Here is a 21084-nt window from a genome sequence, read left to right as displayed (position 1 = left end):
ATTTTGAATCCAAGTAAAACCTTGCGTCTTGCTAACGTCATTTAGCCGTCATTTCTGCCGTAACAGTTTAAAATCAGGTGTTAGGGCAGTTAAAGTATGTAATTTTGGGCACACCTAAGTACATGCCCATTATTTATCGGATGGATAATGAGTTCGTTTATATCAAACTTCGTGCAATAGGTTAGGTTTGATGTTGGTAAGTTAAAGTGACTTAACTCTGTTGAAGAATGGCGGTCCTATTTTCTTTTTTCTTATAGTTCCTGCCGTACCATAAAAGTACGCCCGTTACAGGTAGGGTCGCCGTTAAAAGGCTTACTAGAAAGGCAATGATTTTTCCGGGAAGACCACCTATGGCACCAATATGAATGTCATAGTTCATCCTCAAAATCTTATCAGCTATTTTGCCATTTTTGTATTTGCCGTAAATGCTGGGTGTTTCTATTTCTTCTAGCGTGTTTTGGTCAAAAAACCGATAATCGGCATCGTAGAACAAGCTTTCACTATTGGAGACTTCAACGTAGATACTTTCGTTTTCAGAACTAGGGTAGTGCAGTTCGTAGGCAGTTGCTTCTGGAGATTCTTCCATCAACTTTACAATCAACCTATCCATGGGTTTTGCTGTGCTGTCCGTTAACGGTTCACTGGTATTTTCAGGAATAATAAAAGCAGCTTCCTTATCTCCACCTATGGATTTATATACGCCGTACATCAACCAATTGTAGGACATCATAGAACCGGTGAAGGCCAAAATCAAGGCCAGGGAACAGATATAAAACCCTACTACAGTGTGCAAATCAAAGTTTTTGCGTTTCCAGCGCGTGGACTTTTTCCAATCGAATTTTAGACGCTGTTTTAAGTTTTTGCGCTTTTTCGGAAGCCAAATAATAAATCCGGAAATGATAATAAAAATGAAAATCAGAATAGAGGCACCTACCACTTGCTCGCCAATTTCTTTGGGCAACCACAGTCGCATATGTCCCTTTAAAATAAAGGCAAAAAATCCGGTCAGATGATCATCTACCTGTATCACTTCTCCCGAATATGGATTAAGGAATACACTCTGGTAAAACTCCGGTTCCGCGTCGTAAAAAATAACCTCCACGGCATCATCTGCCTTTTTAAAGAGCGTACCGTGAACATGATGATCTGGGAGAACATTTTGGGCAATTTCCTTGGCTTGGGTGGGCGTTAGGATAGCTTGGTTCTGCGGTTCCACTTTTTTATACTGATCATACGTACTTTCAATTTCTTCTCTAAAGGACCAACAGCAACCGGTTATGGCCACAATAAAGACCACAATACCTGTGGTTAGACCTAAGATTTTATGTAATTGAAATGCGAATTTTTTAAAAGTCATACCTGTAATTTTAAAGACAACCCACTGGGGTTGCCTTTATGAATCGTACTTTAAAATTTAAAACTGAGCGTACCTAATATCGTTCTTCTTTGTTGTGGCGTTACCGTACTCCAACCGGAATAATAAGAGGTGTCCGCTAAGTTATTACCTTTAATGCTAAACCTGTAACGATCGGTTTCATAATATACCGATGCATTGACAATGGTATACGAAGGGATGTAAAAACTACCCGTAACCGATTTGTAATCTGTCATGGTATCATATTCCGAAGCACCATTAAATCCGGCTCCTACACCAAAGTTCTTAAGAAACTTATAGTCCGTCCAAAAATTATAGGTGATTTCCGGACCGGATTCGCCATATCTATTGCCTTCTAAACCTGGGGCGGAAGGTGAATCTGTAATTTCGGAATCGTTGTAACTAAAACCGGTGTGGATGTTTAGACCTTCAATGGGGTTGGCATTTACTTCAAGTTCAATACCCTGACTGTTGATTTCTAGGTCTTGTGTTTGCGTTGCCCAGTAATATTTATTGTCTACGTTTATGTTGTAATAGCTGGCCGTGGCCTCTAATTTATTGTGGAATAAACTGGATTTCACCCCAACTTCAAACTGGTTCGCTTCTTCCACGTCATACGATTGTAAGGTAACATCGCCCGTGGCAAAGTCGGTAATGTATTGTGGATTTACATAAGAAAAGCCGTTTTGGTAATTGGCAAAAATGGACAGTTCATTAAGAATAGGTTGAAAAACAATCCCGAATTTAGGAGAGAAAGTAGACTCCGTATATTCGGTGTCATCGTCCGTATCGGTCTGCTGGTCGCCTTCGTAATCAAATCGGTCATAACGTACACTGGCCATAACGGATAAGGAAGGTATAATATGGATCACATCGGAGATGTACGCACCAAATATATTCTGTCGCACATCACTATCCACATTTCCGGAACCGGACAAAGCAGTACGTAAATTTTCGGCACTGATTTCCGGTTCACCATAGATAAGGTCGCCCTGCAGGTTTATGGAATGCAGATAGCCCCAATTAGAGCTGTTATCAATAATTTTAGAATCCAAATAATCAAAACCTACCAGCAATTTGTTCTCTAGATCGCCTAGGTGAAAGGTGCCGTTAAAGTTCTGTTGTAGGTTTAAGGTCTTTGTTCTGGAGTCCGTGTCCTGTACGTTCAAACTAAAATTCTCCGTCCCTACAGGAGCGGCCGGGTCCGTGTAATCGGCAAAATTCCATAAATAGGTATAATACCCCAGTGATTTTGCCAGACCGCCGGCAATTAGGGTTTGGGAAGACCAGTTATCCGTTATTTTCCAAGCGATTTCTCCCCTGTAATTCTGTGTAATATTGTCTATGGTCACATCATTATTGGTGAAGGATAAATTGGTGTCGTAGTTGAGATCATCAATAGAATTAAAGGCTAGAGGACCATATCGGTTTAAGAACAAGAAAGTTTCATTGGTCTGTTCGTTGCCCGAGGCTTCATAGGAAAAGTTCAGCGAGAGCTTGTTGTTCACCTTATAGGAAAGCGAAGGCGCTATAAAAACCGACTTTTTAAACCCGGCATCCTGAAAACTATTGTCTTTTTGGAAACCGCCGTTTAAACGAAAGGATAGCTTTTCACCATCGGAAATATTAACGTCTACATTCAGTTTTGCAAAATCATTGGAACCTCCGGATACCGTTATTTCTCCACCGGTACTATTGTACGGTTTTTTGGTAACGATGTTTATGAGACCGCCATATGAGGTAACTGTACTACCGAATAAAGTTCCGGACGGCCCTTTGATCACTTCAACACGTTCTACGTTAGACGGGTTGATAAAACCATTGGTAATACCGGCCACACCGTTTACCAATTGCGGCTGCACTGCAAAACCACGGCTAGAATAATACCCTGCACCATCGCCACTACGGCCCGTGGAGGACCACAATTGCGAGATACCGGCGGCATTTGCCAAAGCATCTGAAAAGGTGTTTACGGATTGGGAAATCAGTATTTGATTGGTAATGGTGTTGTATACCTGCGGATTCTCAATATTCTTTAACGGCATTTTAGAGACATAGGCCGTTTCTTTTCGCGAGAACTTGTTGCGGCGTTGCGCTTCTACAATAACTTCGCTTAAGATTTCATTTCCTTCGTACAGCACAATGGTAGGGAGGTCTACACTTTGATGGTCCGTAATGGAGAATTTAACTTCTTGGGTCTTAAAACCCATATATGAAAGGGAAAGGACGTAATCACCATTGGAAAGGCTATTGATTTCAAAAGCACCTTGATCATCGGTTTGGGTACCTTTTAAGGTGTTTTTGATAAGCACATTTACGCCCATTAATGGAGCATTGTTGTTGTCGGTTACGGTTCCACGGAGTGTGGGGCTTTGTGAAAAACTATAGTGAGACAGCAACAGTAGGGTTAAGCAGGATATAAAATATTTCATGAAGTTTATTTAGACTTAATATAGATAGCTGGATTTTCGACAAATGTATCTACCAACATTCAATTTGCCAAATTATTTATATTAAATCTAAATAGTAAAATATAACTGCTTGGTTTTGTGTTGCTAAATCGATTTCATTTCAAGATATATACCTCCAAAAACTGAAGTTGAAGCCCCTTTTACCGCAAAAATCAGGTGTGGTAAACGACCTCGGGGCAAGCTCACGAGGTATTAAAAGGAATACATTTTGATTTCGAGGCAAGCCTTGGAGCATGTAATCTCGGTTATCGAGTAAAAGATTAAACGCACCCCTTGGGATGCGTTTAGTAGAGTGTAATCATCAAAATTTAATGGGAAGGAAAGTTTAGACCTTCTCTTTGATCACTTCCGTGTTCACTACGTTGCCCTCCACATCATAATGGATGAATTCTATGACAGCCTCAGTTTTTTCCCGGTATACTTTCACGGCTAAAAAGCCGCCATCTACACGTAGAAATTTGTGCTCGGGGCGTTTGTCTTTTGGGTCCCAACCTTGCGCATGGTAGGAGCTTACGGGACCTTGGCTAAATTCCCGTAGTCCGGTTTTTGGGTCTACGGAAGCATACTGCCAATGCCTATCGCCATTGATTACAAATACATTTTGCTTTGCCAGGTAAGCGCGCAACCATTTTCCTTCTGTGGCGAAGGATTCATTGGAGTGATTATCAAATTTACCTTTGGAGCGGTCCGGCCCCACCACGGGAGTAGGGGAGACCAGAATTTTAAAAGTCGCATCCGAAGCTTCTAGAGTTTGTTTGAACCACGCAATTTGCTCCTTGCCCCAAATGGTTTTTTCCTTTCCATCGGGAGATTTGTTATCGCTTCTGAATTCCCGTACTTCAACATTCCAGATCTGTAGGTCTTTGCCCCATCTAAAAGTGCGGTAGGGCTGGTCAATAATCGGTACTTGCTCGCGCCAGATGGCCAGTCCGTCTTCATAACTTAAATCCCCAAAAGAGGTGGAATACGGGTTGGCATCATCTTTCAATAGATCATGATCGTCCTTTTGAAGGTAAGCGGGCGTGTTCCTGTAAAAATCGGCTAAAGAGGGCCATGAGTTCATGGCATGCCACTTATGCCGTGCTAGTTCCACCGTGGTTGCCATAGGCCCGGGTTTGTCATAATACACATAATCTCCGGTTTGGCAATGAAACAACGGATTCAGCTTCAGCATACTATCGTAAATTTTAAAACCACGCTTGGGATCATCATGCGACCAATAATACTGACAAGTAGAAGCTGTAAATAATAGCGGTACGGCCTCATTTGCCAAAGGAGCCGTTGTGAACTTTCCCTGAATAGTAGCCACGGGAGCTTCTTTATGCTTTCGTCCTGTAATTTGTACCGTGTATTGGGTATGGGGATGCAGCCCATTAAAACTTCGCTTAAAAGTAAAATCCTTATAGGCGGATACATTTTCCCAATCCGTAGTGATCGTGGTGTCATTTGAAATTAAAATGACTTGCACCTGACCCGCAGAACCTGCTACAGCCCCTTCCATTTTGGATATGGGCATGCTATCGTCAAAATCTTTGGGCGGATGGAATACCTTATCTTGTTGCTCATGATATACCGCTACCGGCTCTGGCGATTTACAAAGCCGAGTAAGAAGAACCGCCGAAGAATCGGTGACTTCCCCAATTTTGAAACCGGTAGTAAAATAAACCTCGGAATTCTGTTGTGCGTAACCACCGGTAATGCCAAATAGGAGCAGGGTCAATAATAGTCTCATGGGTAAGGGGTGCAATTTTAAATTATGGTTTCTCTGATCGGTAATTTTTCTAATCCAGAACTACTCCGTTTCCGGAGGCGTACCCGCACCTACCGTAGCATTTTTAAACCATACTTCTGCATAGCAACCGTTGGCGTATTGCTTTTCTATATCACCGCCGTAGGTTTCAGAACCCGTATACCAAACAATATTGTCCTCTGGGTTTTTACCGTTCGTCTGGTTGTACGCCCCTTGTTTAAAATAATTGATTTCTCCCGCGTAGGCATTCTCGCGCTCCGTACCATCACGGCCTATGGAAGCGTATAGCGTTCGTATTTGCTGTGGAATATCGGAGGGAGTTACATATTCGGATTCCAATAGGTTCTTGGTGAATTTTACCGTCTCATGGCCTTCACTTTCAAAAGTAAGGTACATGATGCCTTTGTAGACGTTTATTTCATAACTGAACTCCTCGCCCAGGGCAATGCCGTCTTGTGGCTCTTCAGGGTATTCGGTGGGGCTTGGCCCAACAACGGACATATCATGGCCCCAGACCGCAGAAGAATAATCCCATCGTTTGGAGTTGTCGCCTGCTGTATTAATTTCATAGTTCCAGAAAACGGAACCTTTGGTGTGGCCGGGAAATTTTTTATAAAAGATTTTTATCGGTTCGTTTTCGTGGCCTTCATCACTGTGAATTTGGCCTACGACTACCGAGTACGATGCCGCAACCCGTGCATCACCGGAAGTGGAGACATGCTGCACTTTTAGCGTGCCTGTTAGTTTGCCGCCCGTTTCCGGAATCCAATGTTCCTTTTGGCCCAGTTCCGTTCGGGTATTGCTAGAGGTTCTTGAGGTTATTCCGGAATTTGGTGTTTTATAGACCACCCAATTGGCGGTGCCATCATTTTCTACATAGAAGAAATCTTTCTTTTCATAGTCTACCAGCTCATCGGATGTGGTGCCATCGCCTAAAAGGATTTTCCATTCATCCATAAAAGGGATGACATCACTTGGGTAGGTGGTGGCTTCTGCCGTTTCTTCTTCTGATGTTGTGGTCTGTTCCGTCTTTTTGGCTTTGTCCAAGCAACTGGTGAGTGCTAGGGTCAAGGCTACCGTTACAATAGGTTTTAAGACGTGTTTTAGTGTTTTTTTGTGCATTTTTTAGTGTTTTTGTTGAGTTTGGACCCTAAAAGCACATTTTATATGTTTTTAAAGGTCACAGCTGTAAATAGACACTAAAAATTTGAATTAGCAAAAAATAGGGTTTTATCTTTTGGTTTTTGGAGGGTGTTTTATGAAGTTGGAAATGTTTCAAGGGAATGCAGTTTGAGCAATGTCTAACCATTTTGAGGAAGTCTACAAAAAGTGGTAAGGCAACAAGAATTAGATTCTACATTCTATTCCTTAATACAACCGGTTTTGTTGAAATAAATAAATTTAAAACTATCTATTTTGTCAGAAAATGTAAATTTAAGCAGTGAATCGGTAAGTTAAACGTTTATTTAGACAGAAGATCTGGTGACAATGAAGTACTACGATCATGCTTAAAAGAAGTAGATATGTAAAATACTTCCTTGTCTGCGTGGTTTTATCACCCAAAGCTTTTATTTATTTAGGCGCCTCCCCGTACATTTCCGTTAATTCCCTGTTGGCATACGTAAAACTCATATACCCGTTAGCTTCCCTATCAATGGGGTCAAAGCCCAATTCAAAATTTAGGCTCGTATCTAGATTGGCGGGATGAATAGCGCCTAGATAGAAAAAGTTCCTCCAATTCTTAAAGGCTTCCCGTTCTGGTAGCGTTTGGTTTTTGGCCTCATGGGCCAGTTTCTCATCCACTTTTAGATAGAGCGAGTCCAAGTTGTCCAAGATGTACTTTATCTCATGGAGCTGAGCTGGGTTCGGTGCTCTGTTATTTCCCTGCAGTACTACCGAAGATTTTTCAGGAGCATTGGGCATTAAATAACCGGCATACCATGAATAGGATTTGGTGTGGTTCTCACCTTTAATTCGTTCACTTTTTATGAGACCTAAAACAGGGTCGTTTACGGTTTTCTTTTTGCCGAAAAGTAAATCTAAGAGGTTCATGGGTGGATTGTGAAGGTTTAATCTATCTGGTGGTTACAAGTTTGTTTGTGGAGCGAGTTGGTTCGAGTGCAATACTATTTATATCTATTTAAAATATTAGTTATGCTGTTTACTTGGTTTTCCGTTAAGACAGGCTCAAAATATTTTATGTAATCGTTCATTTCATTTAAGAGTTTAACTTTTACATATTTGAACTCACCTTTTGGTTTGTTATTGATCATAACAATAAGATTTCGTATTGGAATTTGTTGTTCTCCCCAATGATGTCCATTTAAAGTTATGTGTTCCGAAATATGGATGTAAAGCGCAAAATTTGCCCTTTCTATTTGTTCAATTGGTGACCTTAAACTGATGGACTCTACTGATGAGGTACTCCAGTTTTTTGTTTCAATTATAAAAATACCTGCTTTACATATCAAAAGATGGTCAATTTGTATGGAATAGATTCTTTGATTCTGTTTTTTGTAAAATATAGGAGGAGAAAAATTTAAGCTAAAGTCATTAATTAAAACATAATCATCAGATAGTTTTTTTATTTCCTTAACGACTAAATTTTCCCCAATTGCCCCCGAAATTAGATTTCTTGAACTTTCTATTACACTCAGGGTATACTCTAATTTTTTAATATTAGGATTCGCTCTTTTTTCAATTAGGAAAGTTTTTTCCATTTCATATTCTCTTATAAAAGCTTCGTCATTTTCAATACTTCTAGATATATTTTTAAGAGCTGAATTTGCCAGTTCGGTTGTTTTTTTTTGATAACGATTGGATTCTTTTTTTAGAAAGAAGAGATTGATACTTGACAGTATTTTGTTTAAAAAGTTAGCTCCGTTCTTATTTTGGATTACATCAATTTTCCGCTGTATTTCGTTGATTTTATTGTGTATTGACTCTTCCTTAAAATTGATTATTTCAATTTTTTTCTGGGTTATAAGCTCTAAGTTATTGCAAGTCTTAACATATTCTGCTTCTAACTGCTTTGAAGTGTCATCAAGAATTGATTGTATTTCTGACTTATAATTAGCCAAAAAACCCTTAATTTCTTTTACAGAACTAAACCTTGAAACTCCTTTATCCTCTAATGCGGATTTTAAGGATTTCAATGATTCTATGGTTCCATAAATTCTTGCCATTTGTGTTTGTTCAAATTATAGCTTAAGGTCTGGTCTATAAAAAGGAGTTGGTATATCTTGTGTTTTCAAGTTGGTTATTCCATTAGGTTTGGCACGAGCGGGACGCTCGCGCTCGCGGGGTCTTTTATTCATCCGTACTTCATCAATCTACGATGCCTTTCATTTATTGAGGAAAGTTTTTCGATTATATCGGAAGTTTTCTTCTCGAGAATGTTAATATTATTAAGTTGAATAGCTGTGCCTGCCATACATACCATTAGCATTCCCTTGGTTCCTCCAATTTCTGAATAATCTATATCGGTTGCGATAACAGCATTGCCGCCTAGGTCTAAGGCTTGTAGTCTTAATTGACTAAAACACATGTTTTCGCCCGCCTTTAACTTTTGGTTATACCTACCAGATTGAGCGCCAAAAAAATCAGTGAAAGATGAGGTAAATTCAGAAACAACTCCAGTACCAGTTGTAGATTGACCGGTGACCATACCTAAAACTTTATAATCCCAATTAAGTGGAGAATGAGTAGAAATTACAGGAACTGCCGCAATATTGTCTTTAAGATACTTGGTCAATTTATTTCTTTCCGCTGTCATTGTTTTCACATGCAGGTCGTAAAGTTCATTTCCACACTTTGTACAATATCCATCAGCTTCTGTGTCATTATATTCGTTTATAATACTTATTTATATATCATTTAATAATTTAGTATTTGAAAACAGACCATTATTTAATTCCGCTTTACAGTTTGGGCAGTTGGTGATTTTTGACATCGGTTTGTTGATTAGTTTTATTTGTTATCTGCGGGCTTGTTCTCATTTTCAACTATTTCTTTTAAATACTCTACCGATAACATTGTGTTTCCTTTGTGCAACATTCGATGACAATTCGAGCAAACTGTAACAACATCATCTATAGTCGATTTCCTTATTCCGTTTTCGATGGGTACTAAATGATGAATCTCAATAAAATCTTTACCGTGCTGACCATATATTTTCCCGAAATTAAATCCGCAAACATAGCAGTCAGTTCCGTATTTCTCTTTTGCAAGTTTTACTAATTTTCGACTTCTGTAACTGTTTTCTGTTTTGATTTCTCGCTTAAAGCCTTCAAAAAACTCATCTTGATTATTGGCAGAAAAGTTTTGTTTTCGTTTGATTTTTTCAGGAACTAAATCGATATGTAGTAAAAGCTCGAATCGTTTTTTGTTCTTTTGGTCAGAATTGAATTTTTTTCGTAAATCGATATAATCAATTTTGTAAGACCATTTAAAGAACTTCTCAATGACATCATTCTTGAAATTGTCGTCGTCAATTTCTAAAATGTTAACAAAGTTATGTGAATAGAAAAAAGGTTTTGAGGACGAACCATAATTAATGTCAAAATTTTCTGTCGCTACTAATTTAGAAAATGCCCATTCGGTTAGATTTTCGTTCGCCACATAGTTTTTAGCTGACTTCATTCTTTTTATCAGTCCGTCTTTTCCGGCAAAAATCTTTTTGCTTGATTGTTCGATAGCATTAAAAATCTTACTTTTATTCATTTTGGTTTAGCTTGCTGGCGACCTTCTGGCTATGAGTAGTAGCATCTCACAGGGCGCTATTGCTTATAGGTTTTGTGCTTGTTACTCAATTTAAAGCTTTAAATAGATACCTTAAAATTGATAAATTACTGATTCGGTATTCGTTTGTAGTCAGTTAGTCAGGTTTTTGTGTGTTTGAATACATAATGTTAATTAGATATTTTTTTAGGTTGAGTGTAGCCAGTTATTGTTTTTCAGTATCGTATAATTCAATTACTTCTTTCTTTAAAGTCGAAACCTCTACATTCGATTCTATATTTGGTATTTTTGATACAGCATTCATAACATCATTAGCATAAACCGACTTTGCCATAATTTCTTCACGAGCATAGTTTAATATTGCAATCCAGTTTAATTCTTTATCATTAATATCTTTAGTAATTTCCATTGCACGCAAGTAATTTTCTCTTCCTAATTCATATTGGCCTTTTCTAAATTGAGCTAAACCTTTTGTGGCGATTAAACAAGCTTGAGTAGTTTTTTCATAATTGGTTTCCTTTAATTTATCTAGTTCTTCTAGAGCAATATCTGGTTTATTATCTAACGCATATGCGTAAGCCAAATTATTTATTATTTGTGGGTCATTTGGGTGACTAATTAATCCAGTTTTAAGAATGGAAATAGATTTATTATTGTCTTTAAGAATAGTGGTTGCAATGTTAGAACCAAACATAACCGGTCGCTTGGAAAAAGGCATGTCTTTAAGCCATTTTGTTGCATTAGAAACAGCTAAATTGTATTCTCCTTCTTGGTAATTTTCTAATGCTAATGCTTCATGATTCATTTTTATATTTAAAGAACTTGAGTCAACTTTAATCCTATAATCCTTTGATGATGCCCATTCTATTTGAGCTAGTGAATTATCATTTGGTGAAATCAAAGCTTGATTAAATAATAGTTTACTTTTTTTATGACTACCAGAAAGAAGTTCTTCTGTTCCTATAGCACTTGCTAATTCGCTATAACTAAAAGGGGCATTGTTTTTTGAATTTATTAACTGAATTCCATTTTTAATTAAATTTGAACTTCTGCCACGCAATGTAGATAGGGATATTTCAGCGGATAGAAGCCAAGGGTCTTTTTTAGTTAAAGTTGATTTTCTTAATTTTAATAGCACATAATCTAAATACTCATTATCATTATAATTAACATGAGCGAAAAGTCTAGATGCACTTCTTAAAACAAACCTATTGTCACTTGCCAAATGAAGTGCTGTTTGCATAGATTCTATAGATTTTTCCTCTTGTCCTAGTATTGAATAATATCTGGAAAGTTCAACATAAAAAATAGCGTTAAAAGGGTATTTTGTGATTAACTTTTTTGTCTCTCTGATTTTTAATTTTGTAGCTTCTATATTAATGATTGAATTAATGTCATTCAGATTAATTGACTCAAGATTTAAACTAGGGTCAAAAATTGCTTTTTTGCTTAAAATTCTATTGGCTAATTCAATTTGAGAAAAAGTAGCATTTAGCTTGTTCTTTAGAATAAATTTAGCTGCTTCAATTACTTCATTTTCTTCTGTGTAGTTATTTACGATTGATGCACTAAGCAAATCTGACGCATGAACTGTGGTTTTGTTTAAACGCCAATCGATTAAATAATCCTCAATACCAACCTCTAAAGGTTTTTCTGACCAATTATTCTGAAACGAGGTTAATTCACCGAGTACAGAGGTTTTTCCAAAACTTCTCCAGTTAGGAATAACTCTTCTATCTTTATTTATAAATAAATTTGCCAAGAGTTATACGTTTTTAAGTTTAATTTCTGATTTACGTCTTAATAAATCTAAAGTAGCAATAAATCGCTCAAGATTATATTGATTTGTTTTACTGCGAACGTTTTTAGAGTGTCCTCGTTTATCTGGAAAAGGTTGACATAAATATTGGACTAAAATTTTTAATTCTCCTTTTAAATCCTCTCGATTAATATTTTTTTCAAATTCTTCTAAAGAACTAGTGAAGGCATTTTCGAGATATGGAACTAAATCCTCAAAACTACCTCTCCATTGTTCCCAACTAAATTCATCAGGCAGATGTTTTCTCAACAATGCAGTCATGCTTATACCTGAGAAATAAAAGGTCATTAAACTTCCAAGTAAATAACAATCTGTTGCAAAAACCCTTTTATTCCAATCTCTTTCATAATATCTATACATCATTTCAGGCGGTGCATATGTCCAATCACCAGTAAAAATTTGTTTGTTATATGGTCCATCTATGTCTTTACACATTGAGCGACCTAAATCTCCTATCTTACTTTCTGAATTGAAGACTAAAACGTTTGAAGGCTTTAAATCTTGATGTGAGACTTCTATCTGGTGTAATTGTCTTAATCCTACTGCTACATCATGTAATGATTTTAATTTCCAAGCATTATCTAGCTCAGAAGAAAAATTAAGTTGTTTTCTAATATCTCCTTCTGCTAAATCGAAGATTAAATATGGCACAACAGGGATGGCATTTCCTTCAACAAATACTTGTCCAGATTCTCTAACGACAGATACTTTTGTTACGTACTTGTCTTTACAATGTTGAGATAAATCTCTTTCATATATAAATGCTGTAGTCATTTCATTCATTACATCAACCACATTAATTTCATCACCCATATTTTGGGGACTCGCAATTGATAAAAAACCAGCAAAGTCGAATGCTTTTAAAAAACATTCTTCTTCATTTTTTTTTACTATATAGCCTACAGAAAAATTAGAACCAGATTGATTTGGTTCTCTTTCTATTTTACGAATTACCTTCCAGTTATTATCTAAGACTTTATTAAGTAATCCATGTGCAGCATTATTTTCCATATGTTTCTTTTAGTTGGCTACAACGTTTTATGTATGAAGCGTTGACTTCCCGAATGGGAGCAAGATTTATACATTTTGTTGACGCTAGTTATTTTTCTAGTAGGTATTGTATAATGAACACAATAACTATTGTTGCCACATAATATATTGATATCCAAGCATTTAATTTAGGTGTCTCACGTAAAATCGTAATCATTCTCAGGAATGGGTCAGAAGGTTTAGTTAAATGTTTTTCTAATAAGTCAATCTTCTCAATTAGTTTGTCAGAATTAGAACTTTCGGCTTCCTTCCTAATTTCATTTACTATTGATCTAACGGATTTAGGTAATTCCCTTATAACTGTTTGGGAATCTTCATCGTCTACTTTAGATAATTGTTTAATCAGCCCATCAATTTCGTCTGAATATGTGTTTTTCTGCTCAGAGGAAAGGTGTTTGGATCGAGCAAATCTTAAAGAAAGGTCTTCGAGTAAGTTGTTTATGTCTGAGTCCAATCCTAAGCTTATTCCATTTTGGCGTTCTATTGCTCCGAACAAAGTGACAAGCTTTGAAATAGTGATGTTCTCTTTATTTACAAGCATACTTTCTACCAAATCTAAAAAATCAGATTTTGCCTTATTAATTTTTTCTTTCTTTACTTTTTTACCACTAAACCAAAGTCCAAGTGGTCCAAGAATAAAGAAGATTGCTCCTATTATTAGAGAAACGATAATTGAGGATTGATTATCGATGAAAAATTGTTTTATGCCTTCCCCCATACTTTTGTTTTTTAATTATCGCCAACTACTGGATACAAGGCATATGTCGCATAACCATAATATTTAGGGTTAAATAAATTACTTTTTTAGTATTCATAGGTATTTTTGGTCGTATTTACCCATTCCTGCTTTCGTGAAAATTGAGATGGTCAAACCATGCACAACAAATATCTCCGTTTTGAATTGTACAGCCTTACGTAAAAGCGTAATCTCAAAAAAAACAGGATTAAAATCTAAACGAAAACGAGTGTTGTAACTCATAGTATCATTTTTATTTTTCACTCAAACCCCAACATCCTTTTCCTACAGTTTCTAAATATCGCAAAATCCCAATCTAAAAAGCAAGTGTCAGTTTTACAATTGCTGGTATTCTGACAGTTATTCGACAAAACGTACGAATTTATCGACATAGACCGTGTTTTCTTGCCACTTTAATAAATTTTTACACAAAAGCGTAAAGCTTCGGTTTTATGGGAGGGTTTTGGAAAGCTTCAGTGGGGTTTCGGTGGTCATCCGCTGTATCGTAAATCCTTCGTACTACTATATTTTTAAGGGTTCTCAATGGTTTGTAGTGGGAGGGGTGAACAATGTATCTCGTTTTTATCGGCCTAATAAAATCAAATTGGCATTCTACTTTTCATAGTATATCAGCTACAAATAATAGCAATAGCGTCTAAAATAAAAGTTAAACTATTAAAATATGATAGTAATACTATTAAATTTGTGAGTGTATTGCATATCTCAACCGTACGACCTCAACACGTATGTGTGCAATACGGTACATCTCAACTTTAAATTTAGGTAGTATGGATCAGTTATTACAGTCGGTTAAAATCGGCATAAACGAAAAAATCTATATCAAAAACCCAGAGTCCACCACTTTGGGCAAACGCATTGTGGAAGAAAGCATCTTGCTGATTAATGAAATAGGTTTTGATAGCTTCAATTTTAAAAAACTGGGGCTACGATTAAAAAGTAACGAAAGTTCCATTTACCGCTATTTTGAAAACAAGCACAAATTGTTATTGTATCTGGCGTCTTGGTACTGGGGCTGGGTAGAATATAGGTTGGTGTTCGCAACGCACAACGTACAGGATACCCGTGAGAAGCTTAAAAAAGCCTTGGCGGTGGTGATACGCCCCACACAGGTAGATTCTGATTTTTCGCACATTAACGAGGAGCTTTTGAGCAAAATTGTCATTAACGAGTATTCCAAATCCTACCTCACCAAAGAAGTGGATATGGAGAACAAAGAAGGGTATTTTGTAATCTATAAAAGATTGGTAAGCCGTTTGAGCGCCATGGTAACGGGCGTAGACCCTGCCTATGCGTACCCCAACAGTTTGGCAAGTACGGTACTGGAAGGCTCGTTGCACCAGCATTTTCTAAAGGACCACTTTGCCTCTTTGACCGATTGCCACGAAAACGGCGACCCAACCCACTACTTTACACAACTGGTATTTAATTCTTTAAACATAAAACCGCATGGCTAAAAAAATTATTACCTCATGGCAACGTTTAATGGGGTTGCTGAAACTGGACAAAAGAGATGTGCTCCAGGTCTTTTATTATGCCATATTTGCCGGACTGGTAAACCTATCGCTTCCGTTGGGTATCCAATCCATCATTAACCTTATACAGGGCGCCGAAATCAGTACCTCATGGATCATACTGGTGGTTTTGGTAACGGGCGGCGTTGCTTTTGCGGGCATTCTGCAGATCATGCAAATACGTATTGTAGAGAATATGCAGCAAAAGATATTTACGCGGGCCTCGTTTGAGTTTACCTACCGTTTTCCAAAAATAAAAATGAGCGAGCTGCGCGATTTTTATCCACCGGAACTGGCCAACCGTTTTTTTGATACCATTACCGTACAAAAGGGACTTTCCAAACTCCTGCTGGACGTGCCGGCGGCCATGCTGCAGATTATTTTTGGGCTGTTGTTGCTGTCCTTCTATCACCCGTTTTTTATTATTTACGGGATACTTCTCATATTGTTGGTCTATCTGGTTTTCCGTTTTACGGTACAAAAGGGAATGGATACCAGTCTTGATGAATCCAAATTGAAATACAAAGTGGCACACTGGATCCAGGAAGTGGCGCGGTCGCAAGTCAGTTTTAAACTTTCCGGTAGAACCAGTCTGGCGGTAGACAAGAACGATAATCTGGTGACGGAGTACCTGAAATCCAGGGAAAATCACTTTAGGGTATTGCTCATGCAGTTTGTGCAAATGGTAGGTTTTAAGGTATTGGTTACCGCAGGTCTACTCTTAATAGGCGGACTGTTGGTGCTGAACCAAGAAATGAACATTGGGCAGTTTGTAGCGGCGGAAATTATTATTCTATTGGTAATTACTTCCGTAGAAAAACTGATACGCGGTTTTGAGACCTTCTATGATCTGCTGACCTCACTGGAGAAAATTGGGCAGGTGGTAGATAAGGAGCTGGAAGAACAGGACGGGGAACAACCCTTGAACGATGACGATGAGTTAACCGTGGAGCTGGATAAGGTTTCTTTTGGGACCCCGAGCAAAAAGAATATTCTTAATGATATTTCGCTCAAAATAGAACCGGGTAGCCGCCAGCTGGTGATAGGGGAGAACGGTTCCGGAAAATCTACCTTATTACGGTTGATCACCGGAATTATAGAACCCACCGAAGGGAGTATCTACGCCAATGATTTTTCATTAAAGGGCATTAAACCCAACCACTATAGGTCCTATCTGGGGCAGTGTATTGCAGAGGATAGTCCGTTTGAGGGTACTATTCTGGAGAATATCACTTTTGGGAATAAGGATATACCCCATGTAGACCTGCATTGGGTATTGGAGAATATTGGCTTGCTCCAGTTTATAAAAGAACAGCCCAAGGGGCTCAATACCATTATTTACCCGGAAGGGCAGCACATACCGTATACCATTTCCCGTAAGATTGTTTTGGCGCGTAGCATTGTGCAAATGCCAAAATTACTTTTGTTGGACGATCCGTTGGACCAGTTTGATGAGACCGAGAGTGAGCGCATCATGAAATTCCTGTCAGACAAGGCCAATCCGTGGGCATTGGTAGTCGTAAGCCAAGACCTAAGGTGGGTGAAGGGATGCCACCGCATAATTACGTTGAACCAGGGGCAACTTGTTTCCATAACCTAAGAAATGCTATGCTGAATATATCTAAAAATCCACTGAACCAAAGAATAGAACTGCACGGGTTTAAATCTACCGAACGTGTTTTTCATCAGCGGCACTACAAGCATTTTAACCGCTTTTTATTAGGGTCGGCACTTTTTGCTTTTGTGCTGCTCTTTTTACCGTGGACGCAAAGTGTGCGTGGCACCGGTAGTCTCACCACCTTAAGCCCGGAGCACAGGCCGCAGAGCATACAATCGCCCATTCCAGGCCGTATTGAAAAGTGGTATGTTCAGGAAGGGGATTATGTGGAAAAGGGAGATACCATCTTACATATTTCTGAAGTGAAAAACGAGTATTTTGATCCCAAGCTGATGGAGCGAACGGACCAGCAGATACAGGCAAAAAATAGATCCGTTGAATCCTACCAGAGTAAGATCAAGTCATTGAACAACCAGATTGCGGCCTTGGGCAACGAACGTAATTTGAAGCTGGAACAGGTACGGAACAAATTGTTACAGGCCAAGTTAAAAGTAAAGAGCGATAGCATAGATCTGGAAGCGGCACGTACCAACCTGAGCATTGCGGAGCGGCAATATGGGCGTACCGAGCAACTACAGAGCGAAGGCCTAAAAGCAATGACCGATGTGGAGGAAAAACGATTAAAATTGCAAGAGAGCCAAGCAAAGCTGATTTCCCAAGAAAATAAGCTGCTGGCCGCTAAAAACGATGTGCTCAATGCCGAAATGGAAATCAATAGGGTGCGGGTATCGTACACGGATAAGATTTCAAAAGCGGAGAGCGATATGTTTACCGCAAAGTCCAACCAGTTTGATTCCGAGGCACAGGTGAGCAAACTGCAAAACCAGTATGCCAATTATGAGGTGCGTACCGGTATGTACTATATAAAAGCGCCCCAGAACGGATATATCAACAAAGCGGTGCAAGGCGGTATTGGCGAGAGTTTTAAAGAAGGCGATCGTTTGGTGGGCATTATGCCTTCCGAATTTGATATGGCCGTGGAGACTTTTGTAGCGCCTTTGGATTTGCCTTTGGTGCATGTGGGGGAGAAAGTCCGCATTCAGTTTGACGGTTGGCCCGCCATTGTATTCAGCGGTTGGCCCAATGCCTCCTACGGTACTTTTGGCGGTGAAATTGTAGCTGTGGAAACGTTTATAGATGTCAACGGAAAATACCGGGTGTTGGTAGCACCGGATTCGGACCCTGAAGCGGAGCCGTGGCCGGAGAATATTCGTGTGGGGTCAGGCGCCACTACCATTTCACTTTTGGACGATGTGCCTATTTGGTATGAACTATGGCGACAGATCAACGGTTTTCCGCCTAACTATTATCAGCCCACAACAACGGACTCAAAAAAGACAAAATGATGAGGAAATTACTGTTTTGCTTCTTCGTTCTTTGTTATGGCGGTTTGCAGTCCCAACAAACCGAAGAGGTACTTTTAAGTTTTAATGAATATCTGGGGTACGTAAAAAAGTTCCACCCGATCGCTAAACAGGCCCAATTGAATATTGATATCGGTCAGGCCACGCTTATGGGCGCACATGGTGGTTTTGACCCAAAAGTAGAAGTAGATTATGACCGCAAGGAATTTAAGGGCACGGAATATTATGACCGCCTGAATGCCACTTTTAAGATTCCTACTTGGTACGGTGTGGAGCTAAAAGGGAATTTTGAACAGAACGAGGGCACCTATTTGAACCCGGAAAGTACAGTGCCGGAAGACGGACTCTATAGTGCCGGAGTATCCGTGTCCGTAGGGCAGGGGCTTTGGATAAATGAGCGTATGGCCACCTTAAAACAGGCGAAAATTTTTAAACAGCGTTCTGCCGTAGAGCGGGATTTGCAGGTAAACGCTATTCTTTTTGAGGCGTCATTGGCCTATTTTGATTGGGTGCACGCGTACCAAGATGCGCAGGTGTACCAAGATTTTTTATCGAATGCCTCCGTCCGTTTTGAAGCGGTAAAAAAGAGTGCGCAAGCAGGTGAAGTGGCCGCGATAGATACCGTGGAGGCCAAAATTGCCATGCAAGATCGAGAGCTGAACCTAGAGCAGGCAAAGGTGCGTTTTATGAAAAGTGCACTGGAGCTTTCCAATTTTCTATGGATGGGCGATAACCTGCCCGTAGAACTACAAGCCCATGTAATTCCAGAAACCGATTTAAGCGGTGATATTGACAAAACCCTGGAAATTATGGGGAAGCCCTTGGACAGTTTTACCATGGAAAATCACCCGAAACTGAAATCGCTAGAATATAAAGTGGATGAGCTCACCGTCGCAAAGCGCCTAAAAGCGAATAAACTGTTGCCCAAAATAGAATTGCAGTATAATTTTCTAACCGAGCAACCGGAATATATTTCCAGTTATACCACCGAAGCCTATAAAGGTGGGGTTGCCTTTAGCTTGCCTCTTTTTCTCAGGAAAGAACGAGGCGACCTAAAACTGGCAAAACTAAAACTAGAGAATGCCGAGTTTGAGCTGGACGATGCCGAAATACGCATCAAAAACAAAATTGTAGGTCTGTACCGCGAGCTGGAATCGTTCCAGAAACAAAATATTTTAATAGATGATGTGGTGTTCAATTACAGCACCATGGTTTCGGCGGAAGAGCGGAAGTTCGGTTTTGGGGAGAGTTCTTTGTTCTTGGTCAATTCACGGGAAAGCAAACTCATAGACGCCGAGTTGAAAAGAAATGCCGTGCAGAACAAATTTTATTCCGCCAAAGCGAAGCTTTTTAATTCTATTGGTATCAACCCTAAAAATCTGTAATTGCGGGTTGCTGATTTCTGGCTATTCAAATATTCGGTTCTTGAACTGGGCTTTTAATTCTTTTAAATTCTAGTTCAGCATTCTCTTAATCGAAATAACAGAAATATTTTATAGGATAAATCTGTCATTTATACATAAATACATACCACTTATACAATTTAAACTGGCTATACCTCAGTTGGTTAGTAGATTTATTATATAAGATAAAGTAAGCACATTTTAAGGCGTACTTACCTAATGCATCCTGCCAAAATTGAGTTGTAATTTGGCAGGTAAAAGTATTTGGTTCAAGAACTTCCCCCGTCAGAAAGACATTTTTTTCGCATTGCAATTGTATACCTATCTAGCCTTGTTCTGAACATCATGTTCAAGATGGGCACCACTTCCCCCAGAGATTAGATGTTTTGCGAGGCTCGTAGTTACGGGCATATCATAGCAAGTTCATTAAAAAAACCGATATAGTTATGGCAGAAGTATTAGCACCTGAACGAGAAAAAGAGCTTGTTTTTCACCGAATGAATGATGAAAAACAACCCATAGACGAGAAAGAAATCACCCTACAATCATGGATCGAGCGTGACGAAGATTTATCTAACGAATCCGTTTGCGGAATTGACCAGCGCCAAAAAGTATTGGCAACCTTGCAAATGCCCTATATGGCCATTTGCAAACTGTACATGAAAGCGGCAAACGGTCTCAATTATGTGGGTTCTGGTTGGTTGGTGGCCGGTGACCGTTTGTACACGGCTGGCCATTGCGTGTACGGAAAAAGCACTGGCGGATGGAAAACTTCTATTATTGTGATACCCGGTAAATGCGGGTTTTCGGAACCCTACGGCAGGTACGAGGCTACAGAATTGATGGCCACTAGAGGATGGATAGATGATTCCTCCACACGATATGATATGGGTGCCATTAAGTTGAATAGACCGGTATGCCATAACCATTTCATTACTCCAGCTATGGAAGACCCCAATATTGGTGAAATCTGTGGGTATCCTGCGGATCGCGATAATGGTATTTTTCAATATAAAATGTCCGATACATTGGTGAAACAGAACGGCCGGTTTTTATACCAAGCGGATACGTTTGGAGGGCAAAGTGGGAGTCCGCTTTTGAGGAACAGGTGTATTGGTGTTGGCATTCACAACTATGGAGGTTGCCCTAACAAGTCCTCGGATCTGTATCAGGAATTTATTGACGGGGTTGCCAATTGGTAAACCCGTAGGCATAGCTCATTTCTA

17 protein-coding genes are annotated in these 21084 nt (G+C 39.1%); 5 read left to right on the top strand and 12 right to left on the bottom strand.

Annotated features, from left to right (window positions below; all coding sequences use genetic code 11):
• Positions 1–211: 211 nt before the first annotated feature.
• The 12 genes from P0077_RS03725 to P0077_RS03670 all read right to left on the bottom strand — a co-directional run bounded on the left by P0077_RS03725 (position 212) and on the right by P0077_RS03670 (position 14184).
• Positions 212–1357 (bottom strand): PepSY-associated TM helix domain-containing protein, encoded by a 1146-nt coding sequence (locus tag P0077_RS03725; RefSeq protein WP_276167821.1) that lies wholly within the window; start codon positions 1355–1357, stop codon positions 212–214.
• A 50-nt stretch (positions 1358–1407) separates the two neighbouring features.
• A complete protein-coding gene (locus P0077_RS03720) occupies positions 1408–3807 on the bottom strand; it encodes a TonB-dependent receptor (protein WP_276167820.1) in 2400 nt (799 codons plus the stop codon).
• Between the two features lie 364 nt (positions 3808–4171).
• Entirely contained in the window at positions 4172–5578 is a 1407-nt protein-coding gene (locus P0077_RS03715) for an alkaline phosphatase D family protein (RefSeq protein WP_276167819.1), read from the bottom strand.
• Between the two features lie 60 nt (positions 5579–5638).
• The gene (locus P0077_RS03710; protein ID WP_276167818.1) at positions 5639–6718 is read right to left on the bottom strand and encodes a polysaccharide lyase family 7 protein; all 1080 of its coding nucleotides are present in this window, start codon (positions 6716–6718) and stop codon (positions 5639–5641) included.
• Between the two features lie 450 nt (positions 6719–7168).
• Positions 7169–7648: a hypothetical protein gene (locus P0077_RS03705; RefSeq protein ID WP_276167817.1), complete on the bottom strand. Its 480-nt coding sequence runs from the start codon at positions 7646–7648 to the stop codon at positions 7169–7171.
• A gap of 74 nt (positions 7649–7722) precedes the next feature.
• Entirely contained in the window at positions 7723–8781 is a 1059-nt protein-coding gene (locus tag P0077_RS03700) for a nuclease-related domain-containing protein (RefSeq protein WP_276167816.1), read from the bottom strand.
• Between the two features lie 128 nt (positions 8782–8909).
• Positions 8910–9371, bottom strand: a complete 462-nt coding sequence (locus P0077_RS03695; protein WP_276167814.1) for a heavy metal-binding domain-containing protein — start codon at positions 9369–9371, stop codon at positions 8910–8912.
• A 194-nt stretch (positions 9372–9565) separates the two neighbouring features.
• Complete coding sequence (locus P0077_RS03690) at positions 9566–10318, bottom strand: HNH endonuclease (RefSeq protein ID WP_276167813.1); 753 nt, start codon at positions 10316–10318, stop codon at positions 9566–9568.
• Positions 10319–10541: 223 nt separating this feature from the next.
• The gene (locus P0077_RS03685) at positions 10542–12098 is read right to left on the bottom strand and encodes a hypothetical protein (RefSeq protein WP_276167812.1); all 1557 of its coding nucleotides are present in this window, start codon (positions 12096–12098) and stop codon (positions 10542–10544) included.
• Between the two features lie 3 nt (positions 12099–12101).
• Positions 12102–13166 (bottom strand): protein kinase domain-containing protein, encoded by a 1065-nt coding sequence (locus P0077_RS03680; protein WP_276167811.1) that lies wholly within the window; start codon positions 13164–13166, stop codon positions 12102–12104.
• Positions 13167–13254: 88 nt separating this feature from the next.
• Positions 13255–13923 (bottom strand): hypothetical protein, encoded by a 669-nt coding sequence (locus P0077_RS03675; protein ID WP_276167809.1) that lies wholly within the window; start codon positions 13921–13923, stop codon positions 13255–13257.
• 93 nt (positions 13924–14016) lie between these two features.
• Positions 14017–14184, bottom strand: a complete 168-nt coding sequence (locus P0077_RS03670; protein ID WP_276167808.1) for a hypothetical protein — start codon at positions 14182–14184, stop codon at positions 14017–14019.
• Between the two features lie 545 nt (positions 14185–14729).
• Between P0077_RS03670 and P0077_RS03665 the strand changes: the two genes are divergently transcribed.
• The 5 genes from P0077_RS03665 to P0077_RS03645 all read left to right on the top strand — a co-directional run bounded on the left by P0077_RS03665 (position 14730) and on the right by P0077_RS03645 (position 21060).
• Positions 14730–15416, top strand: coding sequence for a TetR/AcrR family transcriptional regulator (locus P0077_RS03665; RefSeq protein WP_276167807.1), 687 nt, complete (start codon positions 14730–14732; stop codon positions 15414–15416).
• Positions 15409–17073: a peptidase domain-containing ABC transporter gene (locus tag P0077_RS03660; protein ID WP_276167806.1), complete on the top strand. Its 1665-nt coding sequence runs from the start codon at positions 15409–15411 to the stop codon at positions 17071–17073. The genes P0077_RS03665 and P0077_RS03660 overlap by 8 nt, the downstream gene beginning before the upstream one ends.
• An 8-nt stretch (positions 17074–17081) precedes the next feature.
• Entirely contained in the window at positions 17082–18437 is a 1356-nt protein-coding gene (locus tag P0077_RS03655) for an HlyD family secretion protein (protein WP_276167805.1), read from the top strand.
• Complete coding sequence (locus tag P0077_RS03650) at positions 18434–19840, top strand: TolC family protein (protein ID WP_349292973.1); 1407 nt, start codon at positions 18434–18436, stop codon at positions 19838–19840. Before P0077_RS03655 ends, P0077_RS03650 begins: the two co-directional genes overlap by 4 nt.
• Before the next feature lie 464 nt (positions 19841–20304).
• A complete protein-coding gene (locus tag P0077_RS03645) occupies positions 20305–21060 on the top strand; it encodes a trypsin-like serine peptidase (protein WP_276167804.1) in 756 nt (251 codons plus the stop codon).
• Positions 21061–21084 lie beyond the last annotated feature (24 nt).

Source organism: Zobellia alginiliquefaciens, assembly GCF_029323795.1.
GTDB lineage: Bacteria > Bacteroidota > Bacteroidia > Flavobacteriales > Flavobacteriaceae > Zobellia > Zobellia alginiliquefaciens.
This window is presented reverse-complemented; position numbering and strand designations above follow the sequence as displayed.

Bases quoted from the DNA above. Each gene is read 5' to 3' on its own strand.
- P0077_RS03725 (WP_276167821.1), bottom strand. From the start codon at position 1,357: ATGACTTTTAAAAAATTCGCATTTCAATTACATAAAATCTTAGGTCTA.
- P0077_RS03665 (WP_276167807.1), top strand. From the start codon at position 14,730: ATGGATCAGTTATTACAGTCGGTTAAAATCGGCATAAACGAAAAAATC.
- P0077_RS03710 (WP_276167818.1), bottom strand. From the start codon at position 6,718: ATGCACAAAAAAACACTAAAACACGTCTTAAAACCTATTGTAACGGTA.
- P0077_RS03720 (WP_276167820.1), bottom strand. From the start codon at position 3,807: ATGAAATATTTTATATCCTGCTTAACCCTACTGTTGCTGTCTCACTAT.
- P0077_RS03645 (WP_276167804.1), top strand. From the start codon at position 20,305: ATGGCAGAAGTATTAGCACCTGAACGAGAAAAAGAGCTTGTTTTTCAC.
- P0077_RS03715 (WP_276167819.1), bottom strand. From the start codon at position 5,578: ATGAGACTATTATTGACCCTGCTCCTATTTGGCATTACCGGTGGTTAC.
- P0077_RS03695 (WP_276167814.1), bottom strand. From the start codon at position 9,371: ATGACAGCGGAAAGAAATAAATTGACCAAGTATCTTAAAGACAATATT.
- P0077_RS03690 (WP_276167813.1), bottom strand. From the start codon at position 10,318: ATGAATAAAAGTAAGATTTTTAATGCTATCGAACAATCAAGCAAAAAG.
- P0077_RS03680 (WP_276167811.1), bottom strand. From the start codon at position 13,166: ATGGAAAATAATGCTGCACATGGATTACTTAATAAAGTCTTAGATAAT.
- P0077_RS03700 (WP_276167816.1), bottom strand. From the start codon at position 8,781: ATGGCAAGAATTTATGGAACCATAGAATCATTGAAATCCTTAAAATCC.
- P0077_RS03670 (WP_276167808.1), bottom strand. From the start codon at position 14,184: ATGAGTTACAACACTCGTTTTCGTTTAGATTTTAATCCTGTTTTTTTT.
- P0077_RS03675 (WP_276167809.1), bottom strand. From the start codon at position 13,923: ATGGGGGAAGGCATAAAACAATTTTTCATCGATAATCAATCCTCAATT.
- P0077_RS03650 (WP_349292973.1), top strand. From the start codon at position 18,434: ATGATGAGGAAATTACTGTTTTGCTTCTTCGTTCTTTGTTATGGCGGT.
- P0077_RS03705 (WP_276167817.1), bottom strand. From the start codon at position 7,648: ATGAACCTCTTAGATTTACTTTTCGGCAAAAAGAAAACCGTAAACGAC.
- P0077_RS03655 (WP_276167805.1), top strand. From the start codon at position 17,082: ATGCTGAATATATCTAAAAATCCACTGAACCAAAGAATAGAACTGCAC.
- P0077_RS03660 (WP_276167806.1), top strand. From the start codon at position 15,409: ATGGCTAAAAAAATTATTACCTCATGGCAACGTTTAATGGGGTTGCTG.